We start from the raw sequence: 19,622 nt of genomic DNA, 5'->3' as shown, positions 1-19,622 counted from the left end.
GGTGTAACCGGCTGCTACCTGCTACCCGGCGCCGCCACCCCGCGTCATCACCGAAAGTCACAGCACAGCCCGTGTCTCCCCGTCGGGGGCGCGGGCTTTTTTGGTTACGGAGATTCCCATTCCAGTGATCGACCGGCACGGAGACCTGGATGGCGGTGCCCGGCGGCGCCATCGAGACGACGCCGTTGCCCAGCCGCTTCGTCGGCCCCTTCAACAGCTCCTGGACCAGGAGCGTCGCCGTCTGCCCGTTGGACGGGTTCCGCGGCAGGTAGACCGGATCCGGCACCAGGGTCTTCCGGTCCCGGGCGAAGAAGTACAGGTCGAACGACAGCAGCTTCAACGACGCCTGGTTGTTGGCCAGCAGCACCCCGGGCGGCGCGGTGGTGATCCGGTTCTGGCCGTTCACCTTGGCGATCCCGAAGAAGAAGTTCGTCTTGCTCTCGGCGCGGGACGGCGCCCACTCGCCCCGGTCGTCGATGGTGGCGATCTGTCGCGCGGACAGCTGGAACCCGCCCGGCTTCGGGGTCAGCGAGTCCGGACTCTGCTCGTAGACGATGGTCTGCTTCTCGGGCTGCCAGTTCGCCGCGGCTTCGGGCGTCATGTACTCCCGGGCGGTGTCGAACTGGTTGGAGTCCGACATGGCCTCCAGGAAGCCCGCCATGATCGCGGTGGGATCAGAGCCCTCGCGCGGCGGCTTGGCCTCGACTCCGACACCGCCCTGATCGTCAGCCAGCCCCTCGCGGTTCCCGCTGCGCAGCTGCCCCTTGGTCGGCACAGTCGCGCACCCGGTGAGCAGCAGCACACATGCGGCCAGCGCTGCGACCAGCGGCCTCAGCTTCACAGCTCCTCACCACCTGTCAGCTTCTGGTACGGCGCTCCGACGTCGACCAGCGACTTCTCGGTGATGACCCGGCTCGCGTCGGACGGGCGCGCCGGCAGCGGCGACCCGGTCAGCGCGACATCGGGCCGACGCGGCAGCGTCAGCCGGAAGTACGCGCCCTCCCCCGGCGAGCCCCACGCGTCGAGCCGGCCGCCGTGCAGCCGGGCGTCCTCGAGCGCGATCGACAACCCCAGCCCCGTCCCGCCGGTCGTCCGCGCCCGGGCCGGATCGGCGCGCCAGAACCGGCTGAACACCATCTCGGCCTCCTCGGCGCGGAACCCGACCCCGTGGTCGCGCACCGCGACCGCGGCCGCGTCGTCGTCGTACGCCGTGCTGATCCGGATCGGCATCCCCTCGCTGTGCTCGATCGCGTTACCGACCAGGTTGCGCAGGATGCGCTCGATCCGGCGCGCGTCGACCTGGGCGCGGCACGGCTCGGGCATGTCGAGCTGCACCTCGCACCCCTTGCGCTCGATCAGCGTCTCGTGGTTCTCCAGTACACGGCTGACGATGTCGCGCAGGTCGACGTCCTCGAGGTCCAGCGCGGCGGCGCCGGCGTCGAACCTGCTGATCTCCAGCAGGTCGGCCAGCAGCTCCTCGAAGCGGTTCAGCTCGTTCTGCAGGAGCTCGACCGACCGGCGGCTCATCGGATCGAACTGGTCGCGGCTCTCGTGCAGCAAGTCGGCTGCCATCCGGACTGTGGTCAGCGGCGTCCGCAGCTCGTGCGAGACGTCGGAGACGAACCGGCGCTGCAGCCGGGACAGCTCCTCCAGCCGCCGGATCTGGCGCTGCAGGTTGCTGGCCATCTTGTTGAACGACACTGCGAGCCGGGCGAGGTCGTCGGTACCGCGGACCTGCATCCGCTCTTCGAGCTTGCCGGCGGCCAGTCGCTCAGCGATCCGGCGAGCCATCCGCACCGGCGTAACGACCTGCCGAGTGACCAGCCACGCCACTGCGCCGAGCAGAACGACCAGCAGCAGCCCTGCGGTGACGAGCGCGCGCTGAACGACGTCCAGCGTCTCCTGCTGCGCGGTGAGCGGGAAGAGGAAGTAGACGCCGTACTTGTCGCCTGTGCTCGTGACCCGGAGCTGGGAGCCGATAACGAGCCCCGGCACGCTGGGCTTGTCCTCGCGGTAGTTGATCAGCGTGTAGGTGTCGAACAGCAGCGGTGCGTCATTGGTGTTCACGGACGACGCCAGCACCTGCGGAATCGAGTCCGTGTTGACCTGGCCGGTGTAGCGGATCGCATTCGAGCCCGCGTTGCCGATCGGCACGAGCAGAACGTCGTACAGGCCTGGCCGGTTGGTGCCGAGGACCAGCTGGGACAGCTGCTGGTTGACCTTGGTCTGGTCAGCTGCGTTGATCGTGGCGGTCAGTGAGGCCAGCTGCGCGGCCGCCTCGGCCTGAGCGCTCTCCCGACGCGACTCCAGGACGCCGTCGGTCACCTGGCTCATCATCACCCAGCCGACGAGGATCAGGACGACGGTCGACATCAGCAGCGTCCCGGTGACGATCCGGGCCTGGATGGACCGGCGCCAGATGTCCGGCCAGTACTTCGGGTGCGTGCGCCACAGCGGCTGCGGGTAGGCATGCCAGTCAACCGCAGCGGCGGTCAGCTCCACCTCCGTGCCGCGCGGCTCGGCCGCCTCCTGCTCGGGGGCGGCCTGCTGCCCCGGCCCGGCCGGTACGACGGGGTCGGCGACAACCTGCGACTCTTGGTCGCGTCCGTACTCGATCAGTCCGCACCCGCCTTGTAACCGACACCGCGGACGGTGACGACGATCTCCGGGTGCTCCGGGTCCTTCTCGATCTTGGACCGCAGCCGCTGCACGTGCACGTTGACCAGCCGGGTGTCGGCGGCGTGCCGATAGCCCCAGACCTGCTCCAGCAGCACCTCACGGGTGAAGACCTGCCAGGGCTTGGAGGCCAGGCAGACCAGCAGGTCGAACTCCAGCGGCGTCAGCTGGATGGTCTCGCCGGCCCGCTTCACCGAGTGGCCGGCCACGTCGATGGTCAGATCGCCGATGGTCAGCGACTCCGGACCGGGCTCGTCCATGCGGCGCAGCCGGGCGCGGATCCGCGCCACCAGCTCCTTGGGCTTGAACGGCTTCACGACGTAGTCGTCGGCGCCGGACTCCAGCCCGAGCACCACGTCGACGGTGTCGCTCTTGGCGGTCAGCATCACGATCGGCACGCCGGACTCGGCCCGGATCGCCCGGCAGACGTCGATCCCGTCCATCCCCGGCAGCATCAGGTCGAGCAGCAGCAGGTCGGGCTTGAACTCCCGGAACGCCGGTACCGCTTTGTCACCGGTCGCGCACAGATAGGTGTCGTAGCCCTCGTTGCGCAGCACGATGCTGAGCATCTCCGACAACGCCGTGTCGTCGTCGACGATGAGAATGCGGCCCCGCATCGTCCGGTTACCATCTGCCACGCGCTGCTCCTTGCCGTCCGATCGTCGTCCGCCCGGTGCCTGCCGTACGGGCGCACTACGGATAGTGTCCCATTCCCCGGGTAGTGCACACGCCGGATCGCCGAATGACCCCCGGTTTGGGCTGTGATCATGGTGCACGGCCCGGAGCCTTAACAAACCGGGGTGGCGGAACAGTACAACTCGGGGTGGGATATCAGTGGAGGGGAGGGGCGCGGATGAGCGATATCAGGCTGCACGAAGACAGCGGTGCGGAGCCGCTGCGGCCGTGGCTGCCCGCGGACCTGCTCGACAACGCGGCCCGGACGATCTCCGACAACAAGGCCATCATGCTGGGCCTGCCGGTGCTGGCCGGAGTCTCGCTGGTGGCGGTGCAGGCCGCGCTGACCGAGGTCGCCGTACCAGGTGGCATCAGTGGCTTCTTCGGCGCGGAGGACCCGTTCGAGCAGGCCGGTGGGGCGCTGCTGCTCACGTACGGCGTTCAGCTCGTGCTCTTCACCGTCGTGTCGAGCATGCTGGCCGGGATCATCGCTCTGGCCGCAGTGCGCAGTCAGCTGGCGCAGCGGGTCGACGCACGTGAGCTGCTCCGGCTGGTACGCCGTGCGCTGCCTTCACTGGCCGCTGTGGGTCTGATGCAGTCTTTGTCGTTCATCGTGCTCATCGGCGGCTGGGGCCTGTTGGTGTTCGGTGTCGGCGCCGGTGCGGAGTCCGCAGTCTCAGGTGCGGTCGCTGGTGGCGTTGCGATCGCGCTGATGCTGCTCGGCGCGGTGTTGGTGCTGATCTTCGGCATTCGGCTGGTGCTGGCAGGCACTGTGGTGCTGATGGAAGGCCGGTACGCCCCTGATATCGGCCTCTACATTCCGGTCCGGGTCGGCGTCTGGGGGGCGCTGCGTCGTTCCTGGCAGCTCGTCCGGGGCAAGTTCTGGCGCGTGGTCGGCATCCTGCTCTTCGCCGGCCTGGTGGTGAACATCGTCAGCTACGCCCTGCAGTTCGGAGCCACCACACTCGTCGTCACGGTGGGCTCCTGGGCCGATTCCAGCGAGAGCACCGGTGCGACCGTGATCGGCATTGTCGTCGCCGCTGCGGCGGGTCTCGCGACAGTTCTGACTCTGATCGCCAGTCTGGCCTTCATGTCCGCGGTGCAAGCGCTCCTCTATCTGGACCTGCGCGTACGGCGCGAGGGCCTGGATCTGTGGCTGCGGCCCGGTCTGCGCTCCGGAGGTAGTCAGTGATCTTTGCCGAACCGCCGATCGACATCGACCGTGAGCAGGCCGCCCGGGAGGCGGCCGAGGAGCTGTCCAAATCGGCGTACCGGGAGTCGGGCGGCTCACTGATCGAGCGCGCCGTCCAGAAGGTGCTGTCGTGGATCGCGGAGCTGCTGGACGGCGTCACCGGCGCCTCCCAGAACAGCCACGTCGGGGCGCTCCTGCTGCTCGCGCTGATCGTGCTGATCGTCATCGTGGTGCTCTGGCGTGCCGGAGTGCTGCGGACCACCGAGCGCAGTGGCAAGTCGCAGTCCGTCTTCGACACGTCGAAACCGCGCAGTGCGGCCGAGTACCGCGCGCTGGCCGAGCAGGAGGCCGCATCGGGCGACTACACGGCGGCCGTCCGCAGCCGGTTCCGGGCGTGCGTCTCCGAGCTGACCGAGCGGACGATCCTGGACGACCGTGCTGGGCGGACGGCGTACGAGGTCGTGGCGGACGCCGGGCGGTCGGCGCCGGCTCTGCGTGAGGTGTTGCAGCCGGCCGCGCTGGCGTTCACCGAGGTTGTCTACGGCAACCGTCCGGGCAATCCGCAGCGGTACGCCGTCACCGTCGCCGCGGACGATGCCGCTCGCAAAGCCCGGATCACGGTGGTCGCGTGAGTACCAGCACTCCGGTCGGCCGCACCGCGGGTGAGAGCTGGCGGCTGCTTCGCAAGCCGCTGCTGATCACCGGCGTCATCGTGCTGGTGTCGATCGTCGTGATGATCGCGAGTATCGCGCCGACCTCAGGGCCCTTCAGCCCGGACTCCACCGAGCAGAACGGCGCCCGCGCGCTGTCGAACCTGTTGCAGAAGCACGGCGTCAAGGTCACCGGGTCGGAGTACCTGGCGGACGCAGTCGAGTCGGGCGAGGGCAAAACGCTGCTGATCGGTCCGAACGGCCAGCTGGACCGCGACGACCTGAGGCGGATCGCTGACGCGCGCTGGAGCCACCTGATCCTCATCCGGCCCGGTGACCGCGCGCTGGAGATTCTGGCCCCCGGTGTGCGCGACAGCGCGCAAAACCTCAGCTACAGCAGCCGCCAGCCCGGCTGCGACCTCCCGGCCGCAGTGAAGGCCGGTACGGCGGAGGTCGGCGGGGCCGCGTACACAGCGCCGCCGTCCGCGAAGGTCTGTTACGGCGACGGGATCAACAACACCGTCGTCCGCCTGGAGACAGCCGGTCGCATCGTGGATGTGGTCGGGACGTCGCGGACGTTCACCAACGCCGAGCTGGCCGACGACGGCAACGCCGCACTGGCGCTCAACCTGATCGGCACGCATCAGAACCTCACCTGGTACCTGCCGCAGTACGAGGCCGGTGACTCCGTTGCTGACGACTCCGGCCCGCCGCTGGTGCCGCCGTCCGTCCGCTACATCGCCTGGGCGCTCGCTTTCGCCGCGCTGATCGTTGCGATCTGGCGGGGCCGCCGGCTCGGGCCGGTCGTGGTGGAGCGGCTGCCGGTGATCGTGCACGCAGCTGAGACCACTGAGGGTCGTGCGCGGCTCTACCGGCGTTCTCGGGCCAGAGACCGGGCTGCGGCCGCGCTGCGCGAGTCCGCGCTCGGTCAGCTGCAGAAGGCACATGGCATCCCCCGGCGGGCCGAGCCGAGCGCAGTGGTCGCAACGATCGCGACCCGCACCGGCTGGGATCCGCTACTGGTGCACGAAGTCCTGTACGGCATGCCGCCGATGGACGACGTGGCCCTCTTGAACTTGTCCGATCAACTCGACGTACTGACGCAGGAGGTACGACACCCGTGACCACCACTACCGAGATCACCGCCGAAGAGGCGAGGCAGGCATTGGTGGCGCTGCGCACCGAGATCGGCAAGGCGGTCGTCGGTCAGGAGACCGCGGTCACCGCGCTGGTGCTGGCGCTGCTCTGCCGCGGGCACGTCCTGCTCGAAGGTGTGCCGGGTACGGCGAAGACTCTGATGGTGCGGGCGTTGTCGACGGCCATGCGGCTGGAAACCAAGCGCGTGCAGTTCACACCGGACCTGATGCCCGGTGACGTGACCGGATCGCTCGTGTACGACGCGAAGACCAGTGAGTTCGAGTTCCGGCCCGGGCCGGTGTTCACGAACATCATGCTGGCCGACGAGATCAACCGGACGCCGCCGAAGACGCAGTCCTCGCTGCTGGAGGCGATGGAGGAGCGGCAGGTCACCGTCGACGGCGAGTCGCGGAAACTGCCGGTGCCGTTCGTGGTGGCCGCCACGCAGAACCCGATCGAGTACGAGGGCACCTACCCGCTGCCGGAGGCGCAGCTCGACCGGTTCCTGCTGAAGGTCACGCTGGACATCCCGCCGCGGGACGCCGAGATCGCCGTCCTCGCTCGGCATGCGCAGGGTTTCGACCCGCGTGACCTCGAGGCGGCGGGTCTGCGGCCGGTGGCTGGTCCAGAGCATCTGCTGGCCGCCCAGGGCGCCGTACGTCAGGTCGCCGTCCGGGACGACGTGCTGGCGTACATCGTGGACGTGTGTCGGGCGACGCGGCAGTCGCCGTCGCTGCAGCTCGGTGTGTCACCGCGTGGTGCGACGGCGCTGCTGGCGGTCTCGCGGGCCTGGGCTTGGCTGTCTGGTCGGGACTACGTCATTCCGGACGATGTGAAGGCGATGGCGCGTCCTTGTCTGCGGCACCGGGTGCAGGTGCGGCCGGAGGCTGAGCTGGAGGGTGTCAGCTCGGACGCCGTGCTGGAGAGCGTCCTGGCGACCGTGCCAGTACCGCGCTGATGGTTCTCACGGGCAGGGCCGCGGTGCTGGCGGGCGTCGGGGTGCTCTTCGTCGCTCTGGTGCTGCCGAGCTGGGGTGGCATCGGTCTGGTGATCGCTGCGGTCGTCCTGGTCTGTCTGGTCGACATCTTGTTGGCTGGGTCGCCGCGACGGCTGCAGTTTAGCCGTGAGGGTGACACCGCCGTACGCCTTGGTCAGCAGGCCGTTGTGCAGTTGCTGGTCGCGAACCCGGGCCGGCGCGTCAAGGGCCTGCTGCGCGACGCCTGGGTGCCGTCTGCCGGCGTACAGGACCCGCCGCACCGGTTGGACCTGCCACACGGCGAGCGTCGTCGGCTGACCACGCACCTCGTCCCCACGCGCCGCGGCGACCGACAGGCCGACCGGGTGACGGTTAGGTCGATCGGTCCGCTCGGTTTCGCCGGCCGGCAGGGTTCGCACCGCGTTGACTGGACGGTGCGAGCGCTACCGCCGTTCAACAGCCGCAAACACCTGCCCTCGCGGCTGGCCCGTCTGCGGGAGCTCGACGGCCGGACCGCGCTGCTCGTCCGCGGCCAGGGCACCGAGTTCGACTCGCTCCGGGACTACGTCCCCGGCGACGACGTCCGCAGCATCGACTGGCGAGCCACCGCCCGCCGCGGCAACGTCGTACTGCGCACCTGGCGCCCCGAACGCGACCGACAGGTCGCCATCGTCATCGACTCCGGCCGCATGTCCGCCGGCCGCGTCGGCGACGCCCCACGCCTCGACCACGCCATGGACGCCGCCCTCCTCCTGGCCGCCCTGGCCACCCGAGCCGGCGACCGCGTCTCCCTGCTGGCCTGCGACTCCGCCGTCCGCGCCGACGTCCGCCGTCCGGCCCCCGAAGACGTCCTCCCCTCGTTCGTGAACGCCCTGGCGCCCGTAGAAGCCGAACTGGTCCAAACCGACTTCCGCATCGTCGTCTCCCAAGTCCTCGAACGCCTGGGCCAACGCTCCCTGGTGGTCCTCCTCACCGGCCTGGACCCAGCCGTCATCGAGGAGTCCCTCCTCCCCGTCATAGCCCCCCTCCTCCGCCGCCACGTAGTAGTCCTGGCCTCCGTGGCCGACCCCCGCCTCACCGAACTCGAAGCCACCCGCACCGACCTCATCGACGTCTACAACGCCGCCTCAGCCGCCCGCACCCGCCTGGACCGAGACCGCCTAACCGCCACCCTCACCCGAGCCGGCGTCACCGTAGTAGACGAAAACCCAGACCAAATAGCCCCCGCCCTGGCCGACACCTACCTAGCCCTCAAAAAAGCCGGCCGCCTCTGAGGGCCTGTTCGAAGACCGCTCGGTGCATGCCCACAAAGGCATGCTCCCGGCGCGACCACGCGATGTATTCCGCGCGTTGCGCGGACGTGACTGGTGCTGTTGTCTCAGCCCAGAAACGGGAGTTACGGCTCAGGCGCTCCAGCACGGCATCGACGACCACAGAGCGCTGCGCGGGTGTCAGCTGATAGGAGTCGGCCAGCAGTGCGACCTGAGCAGCCTGGCGGTCGACATCGTCGTACTTCGACGCGATGCACCACGTCCACGCGGCGTACCCGAAATCCTCCAGCGGACTGCCCGGAGCAGCCAGGTCGAAGTCGATGAGCGCCACCGGCCGGTCGTCCCGGAAGACGGTGTTGTTCGGGCCAAGGTCGTGATGGCAGACGACCTCGTGCGGAGCAGCCAGCGCGCTGCCGCGGGTGGCTTCGTGGAAGGCCCGAAGGAGGACCCCGAAATCGGCGATCTGCGAATCCGACCAGATCTGGAAGCGCGCCGGCACGCTGCCCTCGACGTAGGTGAGGACGCCGGGTGCCACGTAGCGCGGAGCGCCCTTGAAACCACGTGCGGCAAGGAGGTCGAGGAGCTCGGCGGTGCCGGGTGGGGTGGGGCGACGGACGGTCTCGCCGTCGCGGACTACTCCTGGCGTGAGACGGCCGCCAGACAGCGGGATCACTGGGTGGGGCGGGCTTGGGCGAAGGTCCAGTGGTGGCCTTCCAGGTCTTGGGTTTCGTAGCGGCGGTAGCCGTGTTGGTGGATGGGGGTGAGGATCTTGGCGCCGGCGGCGGTGGCCTGGGCGAAATGGGCGTCGAGGTCGTCGACGAAGATCCAGGTGCTGTGGTCGTTCTGGGGTGGGTTGGGGGCGGTGCGGGGGAAGAGGAGGATGGCTCGGGTGCCTACGTTGAGCTCGATCCAGGAGGGGCTGCTGCCCTCGGCGGGGATGGTCGACCAGGAGTCGAGGCCGTAGGCGGTGTGCAGCCAGCGGGCCGCCGCGGCTGGATCCTCGTAGTACAAGGCGATTGCGAGGCGGTCGGCCTCGCGGGGAGTGCTGGGCGCCGTGTCGCGGCGGGACAGCCAGGCGGGGAACCAGCTGATGACGTTGGGCCAGAAGTAGAAGGCTTTGGCGCCGTCTTGCACGAGGGATTGGACGACGGTGACTTCGGTGCCGGAGTCGGTGGGGGTGAAGGTGATGTGAGTTTGGGTGTCGTCGACGGAACTGCGGTAGGTGAAGTGGTTGCCGGGGCTCCAGGCGGTGATGCGGCCCAATTCGAGAACGTCGTCGGGGAGGGCGTAGACCTCGAGGATGCGGCCGTCGAGGTGGGGTTCGATGTGCATGGCGGTGGCGCGGGCGGCGTCGAAGAAGTTGATCGGGCCGCGAACCCACCAGAGGTCGATCTCCTCGGTGAAGATCCAGAAGGCAGTGTCGGGGTCGACGGGGACTTCGACGGTCGCGGTCGCGGCGGTGGCTGTCATCGCTTCTCCCTGGTTTCGACGTGACGTTTGAAGGCGCCGAGGTTGTCACGCCAGTGCGCTTGGACCTGGTCGAGCCAGGCCTGGACGGCGACGACGGGCTCGGGGTTGAGATGGAAGAGGCGGACACGCGCGTCGTCCGGGACGCGTTCGTCGGCGATCAGGCCGGCCTCCAGCAGGATGCGGAGATGCCTGCTCATCGCCGGGGACGACGCTCCGGTGGCGACGGCCAGCTGACCGGCGCGCCGGGGGCCTTCACCGAGGAGCTGGACGACCTGCCGCCGGGTCGGGTCGGCGAGGACTTCGAAGAACCTGTCCACCTGAGCTTCCACCATCCTGCAATAGTTCACTCATTCGTTAACTATTGTCAAGTACCGGAAGAACCCCTGAGTTGGTTGGATAGGCCTCATGAGTGAGAGAGATGTTGAGAAGGACTACTCGGTTGCTGATTTTGCGGCGAAGTTGCGGCGGTTGGCGGATGCGCTGGAGGCGGGGAAGCCGTTCCGGATCCAGGTGGCCGGCGAGCGGTTCACGGTGCCGAAGAATGCTCGGATCAGCGTGGAGCACGAGCGGTCGGAGGATGAGGAAGAGGTCGAGTTCCAGCTGAAGTGGGCGCTGGCCGACGCCGAGGAAGAGCCTGAGGACGACGACGAGGTGTGAGCGGGGGTTCAACCCCCGGTGAGGTGAGGACCGGCCGGGGCCCGCGACGTTGGGGGCTCCGGCCGGTCAGTTCGTGGGGGTGAGGTGGCAGGCGACGCCGGGGGCGGTGCTGAGGATGGGGAGGGGCTGGGTGGCGCAGGCGGGGGTGCCGTTGCCAGTGGCAACTAGTTGGCAGCGGGGGTGGAAGCGGCAGCCGGTGGGGATCCGGGTCGGGTCCGGGGGTTCGCCGGTGAGGACGATGCGGTGCGGGGAGTCGGGGAGGACGGAGAGCAGCGCCTGGGTGTAGGGGTGCTGCGGGTTGGTCAGGACGTCCTCGGTGGGGCCGGATTCGACGATCCGGCCGAGGTACATGACGGCGACCCGGTCGGCGATGTTCCAGGCCAGGCCGAGGTCGTGGGTGACGACGAGGGCGCCGAGGCCGAGGTCGGCGCGCAGGCGGAGCAGCAGGGCGAGGATCTCGCCGCGGATCGAGGCGTCCAGGGAGGCGACCGGCTCGTCGGCGATCAGGATGCGCGGGTCGAGGGCCAGGGCGCCGGCGATCACCACGCGTTGGCGCTGGCCGCCGGAGAGTTCGTGCGGGTAGCGGAGGAAAAACCGCTCCGGCGGCCGGAGGCCGGCGCGGGCGAGGGCCGAGCTGACGACGGCCTCCTCGTCGGGCAGCCGGTGGATCCGCGGCCCCTCGGCGACCGCCTCGTAGACGGTGTGCCGCGGGTTCAGCGAGCCCATCGGATCCTGCAGGACGAGCTGGACCTGCCGCCGGAAGGCCCGCAGCGCGCGCCCCGAATAGCTCAGCGGGGCGCCGTCGTACGAGATCGTGCCGGACGCCGGGCGCTCCAGCCCAAGTAGCGTCCGCGCCAGGGTGGTCTTGCCGCAGCCGGACTCGCCGACCAGGGCGACGATCTCACCGGCGCCGACCGACAGGTTGACGCCGTCGACCGCCCGGGCCCGGCCGAACTCGACCGAGACATTCGTTGCCTCTAGCACTTTTCCTCCACCAGGACACAGGCCGCCTGCCGATCGGGACCAGCGGGCCGAAGGTCGATCGGAGTCGTCGAACAGGTCTCCTGGACGGCGGGGCAGCGCGGATGGAAGGCGCAACCACCGGGCAAGGACTGCGGATCGGGCGGATCACCGGCCAGTCCACGGGGAGCCAACCGCGACGCCGGGTCACCGACCGTCGGGAAGGCCGCCGAGAGCGCCCGGCTGTAGGGATGCTCGAACGGCGAGTCCGACGGCCCGGTCTCGACCAGGCGACCGGCGTACATCACCGCGAGCCGGTCGCAGACTTCCGCGAGCACCGACAGATCGTGCGAGATCATCAGCAACGAGATCCCGTGCGACGCGATCAGCTCGCGGATCAGCGTCAGCACCTGCGCCTGCACCATCAGGTCGAGCGCGGTCGTCGGCTCGTCCGCGATGATCAGCCGCGGTGAGCACGCCAGCGCCATCGCGATCATCACCCGCTGCCGCTGGCCGCCCGAAAGCTCATGCGGATAACTCCGCGCCCGCCAAGCCGGCAACCCGACCTGCTCCAGCAGCTCCCGCACCCGCCGCTCAGCCGCCGCCCCCGACGCCAGCTTGTGCACCAGCAGCGGCTCCGCGATCTGCTCACCAACCCGCCGCACCGGGTTCAGCCCGTGCTGCGCCCCCTGAAACACGATGGACGCCGTCGACCAGCGCACGGCCCGCAGCCGCCCCCACTTCATCGCCAGTACGTCGTCGCCGTCCAGCAGAATCCGCCCGTCGAGGCGCGCCGTCCGTGGCAGCAACCGCAGCAGCGACAACGCGATCGTCGACTTCCCCGAGCCCGACTCCCCCGCCAGCCCGACCGCCTCCCCCGCAGCAACCGACAGCGATACCCCACGGACGGCGGGCACCTCACCGCCGGTGATGCGGTAGGTGATGGACAACGAATCGAGTTCCAGCATCAGGCCGCCCGGGTCCGCAGTCGAGGGTTCAGCACGGTCTCCAAAGTCCTGCCGCACAAGGTGAAAGCCATCACCACGATGACGATGCAGAGCCCCGGGATGAGGATGTACCACCACGCGCCCGCGGTCGCCGCGCCCCAGTCGTACGAGCCGCGCAGCATCGTCCCCCACGACGTCTTGTTCGCGCTGACGCCGAGGAACGCCAGCGTGGACTCCGTGACGATCGCGCTCGCGACCTCGAGCGTCGTACTCGCCAACAGCAGCGGCGCCACATTCGGCAACACGTGCCGCGTGGTGATGTGCCAGTGCCCGGCGCCCAGCGCCAGCGAGCGCTCGATGTACGGACGGGCCTCGACCGCGAGCGTCTGCGCACGGATCAGCCGCGCCGTCGACGGCCACGACGTCACCCCGATCGCGACGATGATCGTCGCCGTACTACCACCCAGAATCGCCGCCAGCACCAGCGCCGTGACCAGCGACGGCAGTACCAGGAACCAGTCGGTGATCCGCAACACGATCGCGCCCAGCCAGCCGCGGAAGTGCCCGGCGGCGATCCCGAGCACCGTCCCGATCACCATACTCAGCAGGGCTGCCAGGAACCCGATCAGCAGCGAGGTCCGCGAACCCCACCAGATCATCAGCAGCACCGACCGCCCGGATTCGTCCGTCCCCAACGGCGCATCCAGCGACGGCGGCGCCAGCTTCTCGCCTGTCCCGCTGACGACGTTCGTCACGCCGGCATCGATGAACAGCGGCGCGATCAACGCCAGTACAACCGCCACCACCAGTACGCCGAGGCCGGCCACACCGGCCTTGTGCGTCCGGAACTCCGCCCAGAACCGCTGGACCGAACGCCTACGCCGCACCCACGCCAGTGAACTCATACCGACCGCACCCGCGGATCCAGGACGTGGTAGATCACGTCGGCCAACGTGTTCATCAGGATCACCGACACCGTGATCAGCAAGAACGTCCCCTGCATCAGCGTGAAGTCGGGCACCCGGATCGCCTCGTAGAACAGCTGGCCCAACCCCGGCCAACTGAAGATCGCCTCGACCGTCACCGCACCCCCGACCACGAAGCCGATCCGCATGAACACCAACGTCACCGTCGGCAGTAGCGCATTCGGTACGGCGTGCCGACGCCGGATGTCGTCATCACGCAGCCCCTTGGCCCGCGCGGTCGTGATGTAGTCCTGACCGACCTCATCCAGTACGGACGACCGCATCACCAGCAGGTACTGCGCATAGACGACCGCGACCAGCGTCAGACACGGCAGCACCATGTGCTGCGCCACATCGAGCACGTAGCCGAAACCGTCCGGCGCATCCACACTGGCGATTCCGCGCGTCGGGAACACCCCCGGGATCGGACCGACGCCGGCCGCAAACACCATCAGTAGCAACAGCCCGAGCCAGAACGTCGGCACCGACCACAGCACCAGCGAGATCGCCGTGGAGAACTTGTCGAACCGGCTGCCCGGCTTCCACCCGGCCCGCGCACCCTGCCAGATGCCCAGGCTGACAGCCATCACCAGCGCCGTTCCGGTGAGCAGCAGCGTCGGCCAGATCCGGTCCCCGATCAGGTCGAGGACCGGGCGCTTGTACTCGTACGACGTCCCCAGGTCGAAGCGCAGCGTCTGCCCGACGAAGTGCAGGAACTGCTCGGGGATCGACCTGTCCAGCCCCAGCCGCGCCCGCTCCAGATCCAGCTGCTCCGGCGTCATGTTCCGCCCCTGCGCCAGCGCCCGGACCGGGTCTCCCGGCAGCAACCGGAACAGGAAGAACGTCGCCACCACCACCATCGCGATGCTGAGCAGCGCCCCGCCCGCCTTGGTCGCCGCGTAGCGCAGCAACCCATGGCGGGCCGGAGCCGCTTCGACCTCGGTGACTACCGTCATTCGCGCTCGTCGGCGGCGCCGCGCTGCCGCCGGACCAGGAAGATCGCAGCCCCGATCAGCACGAGCGCTCCGGCCACCACTCCGACGATCAGCCCGGTGTTGGCGCCGTCGTCCTCGGCCGTCTCGGACGCCGTCACCGCAGTCACCGTGTAGAACGGCCAGAACCCGCTACCGCCGTACAGCATGCCCTTGTCCTCGGGGATCGAGGTGATGCCGGCAATCCGGTCCTTGCGGTAGCCCTCCAGGTTGTTCGGGTAGTACAGCGCGATCACCGGCGCATCGACATACAGCCGCTGCTCCATCTGCTTGATGTACTCCGCGCGCTTACCGCGGTCGAGCTCCTTCTGCTGCTGCTTGTAGAGCTCCTCGTACTGCGGATCGCAGTAGAACGACTCGGTGCCGCCCCCCTCACCGGACGCCGTCGGCCGCCGGCTGCACAGGTGCGTCGCGAGCACCTCCTCCGGGTCCGGGTTCACCGACCAGCCGCTGATCGCGATGTCGAACAGCGCTGTCGTCCCGGTCTCCTCGGTGAACTTGCTGGAGTCGAGCCGCTTGGTGGTGAGCTGGATGCCGATCTCCTTGAACCAGCCGGTCAGGTACTCGGCGAGCTTCTCCTCCATCGGCGCGTCGGTGTGGATGGAGAACCGGAACTGCAGCTTCCGCGAGCCGTCCGGCATCGTCCGCAGGCCGTCGGCGCCCTTCTGGTAGCCGGCCTCGTCGAGCAACTGGTTGGCCTTGGCAGCGTCGTAGGTGATCTTCTCGGCGCCGGTCGCCTCCCAGAAGAAGTCCTTGTACATCGGCGGGACGATCGATCCGTCGGACGGCCGGGCCAGCCCGTTCTGCGTCTCGTCGACCAGCTTCTGCTTGTCGATCGCGTGGTGCAGCGCCTGCCGGACCTTCGGGTCCTTCAGCGCCGGATGCCCGTCGCCGACCGGCTTGTCGTCACTGGTGGTCGCGCCGTGGTTGATCTGCAGGTACGTCGCCCGCCGGCCCTCGGTGTTCCACTGGACGATGTTCTGATCGCTCTTCAGCGACTCGAAGTCCGGCGGTGCGAGGCGGCCGATCAGGTCGATATCGCCCTTCTTCAGCCCGACGATCGCGGTGGCCGGGTTGTCGTAGAAGATCATCTGCAGCTCGTCGATCTTCGGGGCGCCGCGCCAGTAGTCCTTGTTGGCGGCGAGCCGGACGAACTGGTCCTTCTTGTGCTCGACGGCGACGTACGGGCCGCTGCCCACGGCGGGGTACTCGTTCGCCTCGTACTTCGCGATATCGGTGACCTTCTCCCAGACGTGCTTGGGCATGATCGGCACCGGGTTGTCGAGCATCGACGCCTGCGGCGCCTTGAGTTTGATCGTCAGCTCCTGGCCGTTCGCCGTGACACCGGCGAAGTTCTCCACGGCCGGGCCGTTACCGGTCTTGGCGGCGTCGTCGTCGATCATCTTGTTGAACGTCCAGGCGGCGTCCGCGGCGGTGATCGGCTGTCCGTCCGACCACTTCGCCTGGCGGATCTTGAACGTCCAGGTCAGCCCGTCGGGTGACGTCGTCCAGGACTCGGCCAGATCCGGGCTCGGCTGCAGGGTCTTGGAATCGGGGACCGTCAGGAAGCTGTACATCCAGCGCTGCAGCGACCCGGAGACGAGCCGCACAGCCAGGAACGGGTTCATCGAGTCGACCGCCTGGGTGACTCCGACCCGAACGGTTTTGCGAGCCGGGTCGGCGGCGAACGCCGTCCCCGGGATCGCCATCACCAGACACAGCACGCCAACCGCCGCCAGCCACCGTTTGATCATGGGAAGAAGTCTCACCACCGAGCCCGTCATGTCAATGAAATACCTACAAAAGACATGACTCCGTCACCATTTTCCGGCTTGACTACACAGTCGTGTAGTTGTCTACTCGATTGTGTAGCCCAGGGAGGACGGAATGAGCGAGGACCTGACCGCCCGCGCCCGGATCCGGGACGCCGCGATCAAACTGTTCAGCGAGCGCGGGATCGACGGCGCATCGATCCGCGACATCGCGGCCGAGGCCGGCGTCTCGTCCGGGCTGCTGCGGCACCACTTCGGCTCGAAGGAGGCGCTCCGGCAGGCCTGTGACGAGTACGCGCGGGATCGGATGTTCGCCCTCGGCCGGGAGCTCGTCGACGAGGTCGGTCTGGAGAACATCAGCCTGGCCTCGATCCAGCCGGTCTCGTTCCCGCTGCAGACCTACATGGCCCGCTCGATGATGGACGGCTCCGAGACCGCGGTCGCGCTGTTCCTGCAGACCGTCGAGTACGGCGCCGAGTGGGCGAAGACCCATGGGGTCGTCACCGACGACTACCGGGCCTGGTCGGCGGTGATCGCGGTGATGAAACTCGGCGTCTTCGTGCTCCGCGACCTGCTCGAGCTCGCCCTCGGCGAGGACATCGCCTCCCCGACCGGCTACGCCCGGATGACCCGGGCCTTCGTCGACATCTTCTCCCAGCCCCTGCTCACCCCCGAGCAGGCCGACAACTTACGGAAGGACTGACCGACCATGCCCGCAGCGGCGATCAGCACGGAAGGACTGGTCAAGACCTTCGGGCGCACCCGCGCCCTCGACGGCCTCGACCTGTCGGTACGCACCGGCGAGGTGCACGGTTTCCTCGGCCCGAACGGCGCCGGGAAGACCACCACCATCCGGATCCTGCTCGGCATGACCCGGCGGACGTCCGGGACGGCGCGCGTCCTGGACGCCGACCCGTGGTCGGAGGCGACCGCGCTGCACCGGCGGCTGGCCTATGTCCCCGGCGACGTCACGCTCTGGCCGAACCTGTCCGGCGGCGAGGCGATCGACCTGCTCGGCCGGATGCACGGCGGGCTGGACAAGAAGCGCAAGGCCGAACTGCTCGAACGGTTCGACCTCGACCCGCGGAAGAAGGCCCGCACGTACTCGAAGGGCAACCGGCAGAAGGTCGCGCTCGTCGCCGCCTTCGCGTCGGATGTCGAACTGCTCCTGCTCGACGAGCCCACCTCGGGGTTGGACCCGTTGATGGAGGAGGTCTTCCGCGAGGTCGTACAGGAGATCAGCGCAGGCGAGGGCCGGACGGTGCTGCTGTCCAGTCACATCCTCTCCGAGGTCGAGGCGCTCTGTGAGCGGGTCACGATCATCCGGGCCGGACGCGCGGTCGAGAGCGGGACGCTGGCCGACCTGCGGCATCTGACCCGGACGTCGATCCGCGCCGAGCTGGTCGGCCCGTCGAACGGTCTGGCGGCGCTGGCCGGCGTCCATGATCTGCACGTCGAGGACGGGTCGGTGCGGTTCGACGTCGACACCGACGAGCTCAATCCGGTGCTTCGGCAGTTGACGGAGATCGGCGTCCGGAGCCTGGTCAGCCAGCCGCCGTCGCTGGAGGAGCTGTTCCTGCGGCTCTACGAACCGGAGGCTTCGCGATGACCACGCTGGCGGGGACCGGCGGTCTGATCCGGTTGATCCTGCGGCGCGATCGGGTCGTGCTGCCGCTGTGGATCGTGGTGCTGTGCGCGATTCCGATGAGTTTCGCCTCGACGTACGGGGAGCTGTTCCCGACGGCGGAGTCGCGGCTGAGCTATGCGAACAACGCGGGGTTCATCACCCTGTACGGCGAGCTGGAAGGGACCAGCCTTGGTGAGTTCGTCACCTGGCGACTCGGGTTCGTGCCGTTGATGGTCGGGCTGATCGGGCTGCTGACGGTGATCCGGCATACCCGGGTCGAGGAGGAGAGCGGGCGGAGCGAGCTGCTCGGGTCGAGTGTGGCCGGGCGGCATGCCGGCCTGGCGGCGGCGCTACTCACGACGTTCGGGGCGAATCTGCTGCTCGGCGTCCTGCTGGCCTTGGGGATGTACAGCCAGGGCTTCGCGCTGGCCGGGTCGTTCGCACTAGGTCTTGAATTCGCCGGCTGTGGTTGGGTTTTCGCGGCTGTTGGCGCCGTGGCTGCGCAGTTGACCGCGAATGCCGGGACGGCGCGCGGGATCGCGATCGGGGTGCTCGGGGCGTCGTTCGTACTGCGAGCCGTCGGCGACACGAGTGGGCACGCGGACGGGCCGTTGGCGTGGCTGTCCTGGCTGTCGCCGGTCGGGTGGGCGCAGCGCATCCATCCGTACGGCGCGAACCGGTGGTGGGTCGGCATCCTGTTGCTGTTGGCAACTGTTGCGCTGGTGGTCGCGGCGGTACAGCTCGCCGTCCGGCGGGATGTCGGCTCCGGGTTGTTGCCGGCTCGGCTCGGGCCCGCCGAAGGTTCGCTGGGGTCGCCGTTCGGACTGGCGTGGCGGTTGCATCGCGGGTTGCTGATCGCGTGGACGTCGGCGTTCGTGCTGCTGGGGTTGCTGTTCGGCGGGGTGGCCGAGGGCGTCGGCGACCTGATGCGGGACGATCCGGCGATTCAGGAGATCTTCCAGCGGATGGGTGGCGCGGCCGGGTTGATCGACTCGTATCTGGTCGGGGTGATGATGATCATCGGGCTGATCGCGGCGGCGTACGCCGTCCAGGCCACGCTGCGGCTGCGCGTCGAGGAGACCAGTGGGCGGGCGGAGCCGGTCCTCGCGACCGCGACCGGCCGGCTGCAGTGGGCCGCCAGTCACCTCGTCTTCAGCCTGCTCGGCCCGGCCGTCGCACTGCTCGGCGCGGGGGCAGCGACCGGTCTGACCTACGGGATGGCGGTGGACGACGTCGGGCACCAGGTCGGTCGGCTGGTCGGGGCGGCGCTGGTTCAGCTCCCAGCGGTCTGGCTGCTGGCCGCACTCACCTTGGCCCTCTTCGGCCTGCTACCGCGCCTCTCACCAGCAGCTTGGGCCGGCCCGGCGATCTGCATCCTGATCGGCCTCACCAACGCCGGCGTCCAGGTAGCCGCCTGGGTCAACGACATCTCCCCGTTCCGGCACCTCCCCCAACTCCCAGGCGGTCCCATCTCAGCTACTCCACTCCTGGTTCTCCTGGCAATCACCGCGGCTCTCGGCGCCGCCGGCCTGATCGGGTTCCGGCTCCGAGACCTCCCGGTCGGATGAGTGCACGAACGACAGGAGGTGGTAGCCGAGCTGGACGCGGCGGACGCCTGATTCGGCGCTCGCCGGCAGCGAACCGGCTCCTACCTC

General features: G+C 68.8%; 20 protein-coding genes. 9 read left to right on the top strand and 11 right to left on the bottom strand.

Going from position 1 to position 19,622, the window contains the following annotated elements:
• The 3 genes from HPO96_RS32080 to mtrA all read right to left on the bottom strand — a co-directional run.
• A partial coding sequence (locus HPO96_RS32080) for an LpqB family beta-propeller domain-containing protein (RefSeq protein ID WP_171678125.1) occupies positions 1-841 on the bottom strand: 841 nt, incomplete at its 3' end.
• Complete coding sequence (gene mtrB, locus HPO96_RS32075) at positions 838-2,502, bottom strand: MtrAB system histidine kinase MtrB (protein WP_337796895.1); 1,665 nt, start codon at positions 2,500-2,502, stop codon at positions 838-840. The genes HPO96_RS32080 and mtrB, both read right to left, overlap by 4 nt.
• A 113-nt stretch (positions 2,503-2,615) precedes the next feature.
• Positions 2,616-3,293 (bottom strand): MtrAB system response regulator MtrA, encoded by a 678-nt coding sequence (mtrA, locus tag HPO96_RS32070; RefSeq protein ID WP_141859693.1) that lies wholly within the window; start codon positions 3,291-3,293, stop codon positions 2,616-2,618.
• A 236-nt stretch (positions 3,294-3,529) separates the two neighbouring features.
• Here mtrA and HPO96_RS32065 point away from each other — a divergent pair, with 236 nt between their 5' ends.
• Genes HPO96_RS32065 through HPO96_RS32045 form a run of 5 tightly spaced genes read left to right on the top strand, consistent with a single transcriptional unit; the run spans position 3,530 to position 8,580 of the window.
• Complete coding sequence (locus tag HPO96_RS32065; protein WP_171678124.1) at positions 3,530-4,543, top strand: hypothetical protein; 1,014 nt, start codon at positions 3,530-3,532, stop codon at positions 4,541-4,543.
• Positions 4,540-5,175 carry a DUF4129 domain-containing protein gene (locus HPO96_RS39765; RefSeq protein ID WP_171678123.1) on the top strand — a complete coding sequence of 212 codons (636 nt, stop codon included), beginning with the start codon at positions 4,540-4,542 and terminating at the stop codon, positions 5,173-5,175. Before HPO96_RS32065 ends, HPO96_RS39765 begins: the two co-directional genes overlap by 4 nt.
• Positions 5,172-6,317, top strand: coding sequence for a DUF4350 domain-containing protein (locus HPO96_RS32055; RefSeq protein WP_171678122.1), 1,146 nt, complete (start codon positions 5,172-5,174; stop codon positions 6,315-6,317). Before HPO96_RS39765 ends, HPO96_RS32055 begins: the two co-directional genes overlap by 4 nt.
• On the top strand, positions 6,314-7,288 hold the full coding sequence (locus tag HPO96_RS32050) for an AAA family ATPase (protein WP_171678121.1): 975 nt from the start codon (positions 6,314-6,316) through the stop codon (positions 7,286-7,288). The genes HPO96_RS32055 and HPO96_RS32050 overlap by 4 nt, the downstream gene beginning before the upstream one ends.
• Positions 7,288-8,580, top strand: coding sequence for a DUF58 domain-containing protein (locus HPO96_RS32045; protein ID WP_171678120.1), 1,293 nt, complete (start codon positions 7,288-7,290; stop codon positions 8,578-8,580). The genes HPO96_RS32050 and HPO96_RS32045 overlap by 1 nt, the downstream gene beginning before the upstream one ends.
• Here the strand turns inward: HPO96_RS32045 and HPO96_RS32040 are convergent.
• From HPO96_RS32040 to HPO96_RS32030, 3 genes are read right to left on the bottom strand one after another with little or no spacing between them, the layout of a single operon-like run.
• Complete coding sequence (locus tag HPO96_RS32040) at positions 8,558-9,250, bottom strand: phosphotransferase (RefSeq protein ID WP_202886639.1); 693 nt, start codon at positions 9,248-9,250, stop codon at positions 8,558-8,560. The two genes, HPO96_RS32045 and HPO96_RS32040, sit on opposite strands and share 23 nt — an antisense overlap.
• Positions 9,247-10,047, bottom strand: coding sequence for a VOC family protein (locus HPO96_RS32035; protein ID WP_171678119.1), 801 nt, complete (start codon positions 10,045-10,047; stop codon positions 9,247-9,249). The genes HPO96_RS32040 and HPO96_RS32035 overlap by 4 nt, the downstream gene beginning before the upstream one ends.
• Positions 10,044-10,379, bottom strand: a complete 336-nt coding sequence (locus HPO96_RS32030; RefSeq protein WP_171678118.1) for an ArsR/SmtB family transcription factor — start codon at positions 10,377-10,379, stop codon at positions 10,044-10,046. The genes HPO96_RS32035 and HPO96_RS32030 overlap by 4 nt, the downstream gene beginning before the upstream one ends.
• Positions 10,380-10,452: 73 nt before the next feature.
• Between HPO96_RS32030 and HPO96_RS32025 the strand changes: the two genes are divergently transcribed.
• Positions 10,453-10,704, top strand: a complete 252-nt coding sequence (locus tag HPO96_RS32025; RefSeq protein ID WP_171678117.1) for an amphi-Trp domain-containing protein — start codon at positions 10,453-10,455, stop codon at positions 10,702-10,704.
• A gap of 66 nt (positions 10,705-10,770) precedes the next feature.
• Here HPO96_RS32025 and HPO96_RS32020 read toward each other — a convergent pair whose 3' ends face one another.
• The 5 genes from HPO96_RS32020 to HPO96_RS32000 are packed head-to-tail and all read right to left on the bottom strand — an operon-like array spanning position 10,771 to position 16,322.
• Complete coding sequence (locus HPO96_RS32020) at positions 10,771-11,688, bottom strand: oligopeptide/dipeptide ABC transporter ATP-binding protein (RefSeq protein ID WP_171678116.1); 918 nt, start codon at positions 11,686-11,688, stop codon at positions 10,771-10,773.
• Positions 11,682-12,632 (bottom strand): ABC transporter ATP-binding protein, encoded by a 951-nt coding sequence (locus tag HPO96_RS32015; RefSeq protein WP_171678115.1) that lies wholly within the window; start codon positions 12,630-12,632, stop codon positions 11,682-11,684. Before HPO96_RS32015 ends, HPO96_RS32020 begins: the two co-directional genes overlap by 7 nt.
• The gene (locus tag HPO96_RS32010; protein WP_171678114.1) at positions 12,632-13,516 is read right to left on the bottom strand and encodes an ABC transporter permease; all 885 of its coding nucleotides are present in this window, start codon (positions 13,514-13,516) and stop codon (positions 12,632-12,634) included. The genes HPO96_RS32015 and HPO96_RS32010 overlap by 1 nt, the downstream gene beginning before the upstream one ends.
• Entirely contained in the window at positions 13,513-14,532 is a 1,020-nt protein-coding gene (locus tag HPO96_RS32005; RefSeq protein WP_171678113.1) for an ABC transporter permease, read from the bottom strand. The genes HPO96_RS32010 and HPO96_RS32005 overlap by 4 nt, the downstream gene beginning before the upstream one ends.
• Positions 14,529-16,322 (bottom strand): ABC transporter substrate-binding protein, encoded by a 1,794-nt coding sequence (locus tag HPO96_RS32000; protein ID WP_171678112.1) that lies wholly within the window; start codon positions 16,320-16,322, stop codon positions 14,529-14,531. Before HPO96_RS32000 ends, HPO96_RS32005 begins: the two co-directional genes overlap by 4 nt.
• Before the next feature lie 133 nt (positions 16,323-16,455).
• On the opposite strand from HPO96_RS32000, the gene HPO96_RS31995 reads away from it, so the two are divergent.
• Genes HPO96_RS31995 through HPO96_RS31985 form a run of 3 tightly spaced genes read left to right on the top strand, consistent with a single transcriptional unit; the run spans position 16,456 to position 19,535 of the window.
• Positions 16,456-17,043, top strand: coding sequence for a TetR/AcrR family transcriptional regulator (locus HPO96_RS31995; protein ID WP_171678111.1), 588 nt, complete (start codon positions 16,456-16,458; stop codon positions 17,041-17,043).
• Between the two features lie 6 nt (positions 17,044-17,049).
• Complete coding sequence (locus HPO96_RS31990; protein ID WP_171678110.1) at positions 17,050-17,949, top strand: ABC transporter ATP-binding protein; 900 nt, start codon at positions 17,050-17,052, stop codon at positions 17,947-17,949.
• On the top strand, positions 17,946-19,535 hold the full coding sequence (locus HPO96_RS31985) for an ABC transporter permease (RefSeq protein ID WP_171678109.1): 1,590 nt from the start codon (positions 17,946-17,948) through the stop codon (positions 19,533-19,535). The genes HPO96_RS31990 and HPO96_RS31985 overlap by 4 nt, the downstream gene beginning before the upstream one ends.
• Positions 19,536-19,622 lie beyond the last annotated feature (87 nt).

The sequence above is a fragment of the Kribbella sandramycini genome, from assembly GCF_013131805.1.
Taxonomy (GTDB): domain Bacteria; phylum Actinomycetota; class Actinomycetes; order Propionibacteriales; family Kribbellaceae; genus Kribbella; species Kribbella sandramycini.
This window is presented reverse-complemented; position numbering and strand designations above follow the sequence as displayed.

Excerpts from the sequence above, each read along its gene's own strand:
- HPO96_RS32005 (WP_171678113.1), bottom strand. The coding sequence starts at position 14,532 with ATGACGGTAGTCACCGAGGTCGAAGCGGCTCCGGCCCGCCATGGGTTG.
- HPO96_RS32030 (WP_171678118.1), bottom strand. The coding sequence starts at position 10,379 with ATGGTGGAAGCTCAGGTGGACAGGTTCTTCGAAGTCCTCGCCGACCCG.
- HPO96_RS32015 (WP_171678115.1), bottom strand. The coding sequence starts at position 12,632 with ATGCTGGAACTCGATTCGTTGTCCATCACCTACCGCATCACCGGCGGT.
- mtrA (WP_141859693.1), bottom strand. The coding sequence starts at position 3,293 with ATGCGGGGCCGCATTCTCATCGTCGACGACGACACGGCGTTGTCGGAG.
- HPO96_RS32025 (WP_171678117.1), top strand. The coding sequence starts at position 10,453 with ATGAGTGAGAGAGATGTTGAGAAGGACTACTCGGTTGCTGATTTTGCG.
- HPO96_RS32010 (WP_171678114.1), bottom strand. The coding sequence starts at position 13,516 with ATGAGTTCACTGGCGTGGGTGCGGCGTAGGCGTTCGGTCCAGCGGTTC.
- HPO96_RS31990 (WP_171678110.1), top strand. The coding sequence starts at position 17,050 with ATGCCCGCAGCGGCGATCAGCACGGAAGGACTGGTCAAGACCTTCGGG.
- HPO96_RS32000 (WP_171678112.1), bottom strand. The coding sequence starts at position 16,322 with ATGATCAAACGGTGGCTGGCGGCGGTTGGCGTGCTGTGTCTGGTGATG.
- HPO96_RS31995 (WP_171678111.1), top strand. The coding sequence starts at position 16,456 with ATGAGCGAGGACCTGACCGCCCGCGCCCGGATCCGGGACGCCGCGATC.
- HPO96_RS31985 (WP_171678109.1), top strand. The coding sequence starts at position 17,946 with ATGACCACGCTGGCGGGGACCGGCGGTCTGATCCGGTTGATCCTGCGG.
- HPO96_RS32035 (WP_171678119.1), bottom strand. The coding sequence starts at position 10,047 with ATGACAGCCACCGCCGCGACCGCGACCGTCGAAGTCCCCGTCGACCCC.
- HPO96_RS32065 (WP_171678124.1), top strand. The coding sequence starts at position 3,530 with ATGAGCGATATCAGGCTGCACGAAGACAGCGGTGCGGAGCCGCTGCGG.
- HPO96_RS32045 (WP_171678120.1), top strand. The coding sequence starts at position 7,288 with ATGGTTCTCACGGGCAGGGCCGCGGTGCTGGCGGGCGTCGGGGTGCTC.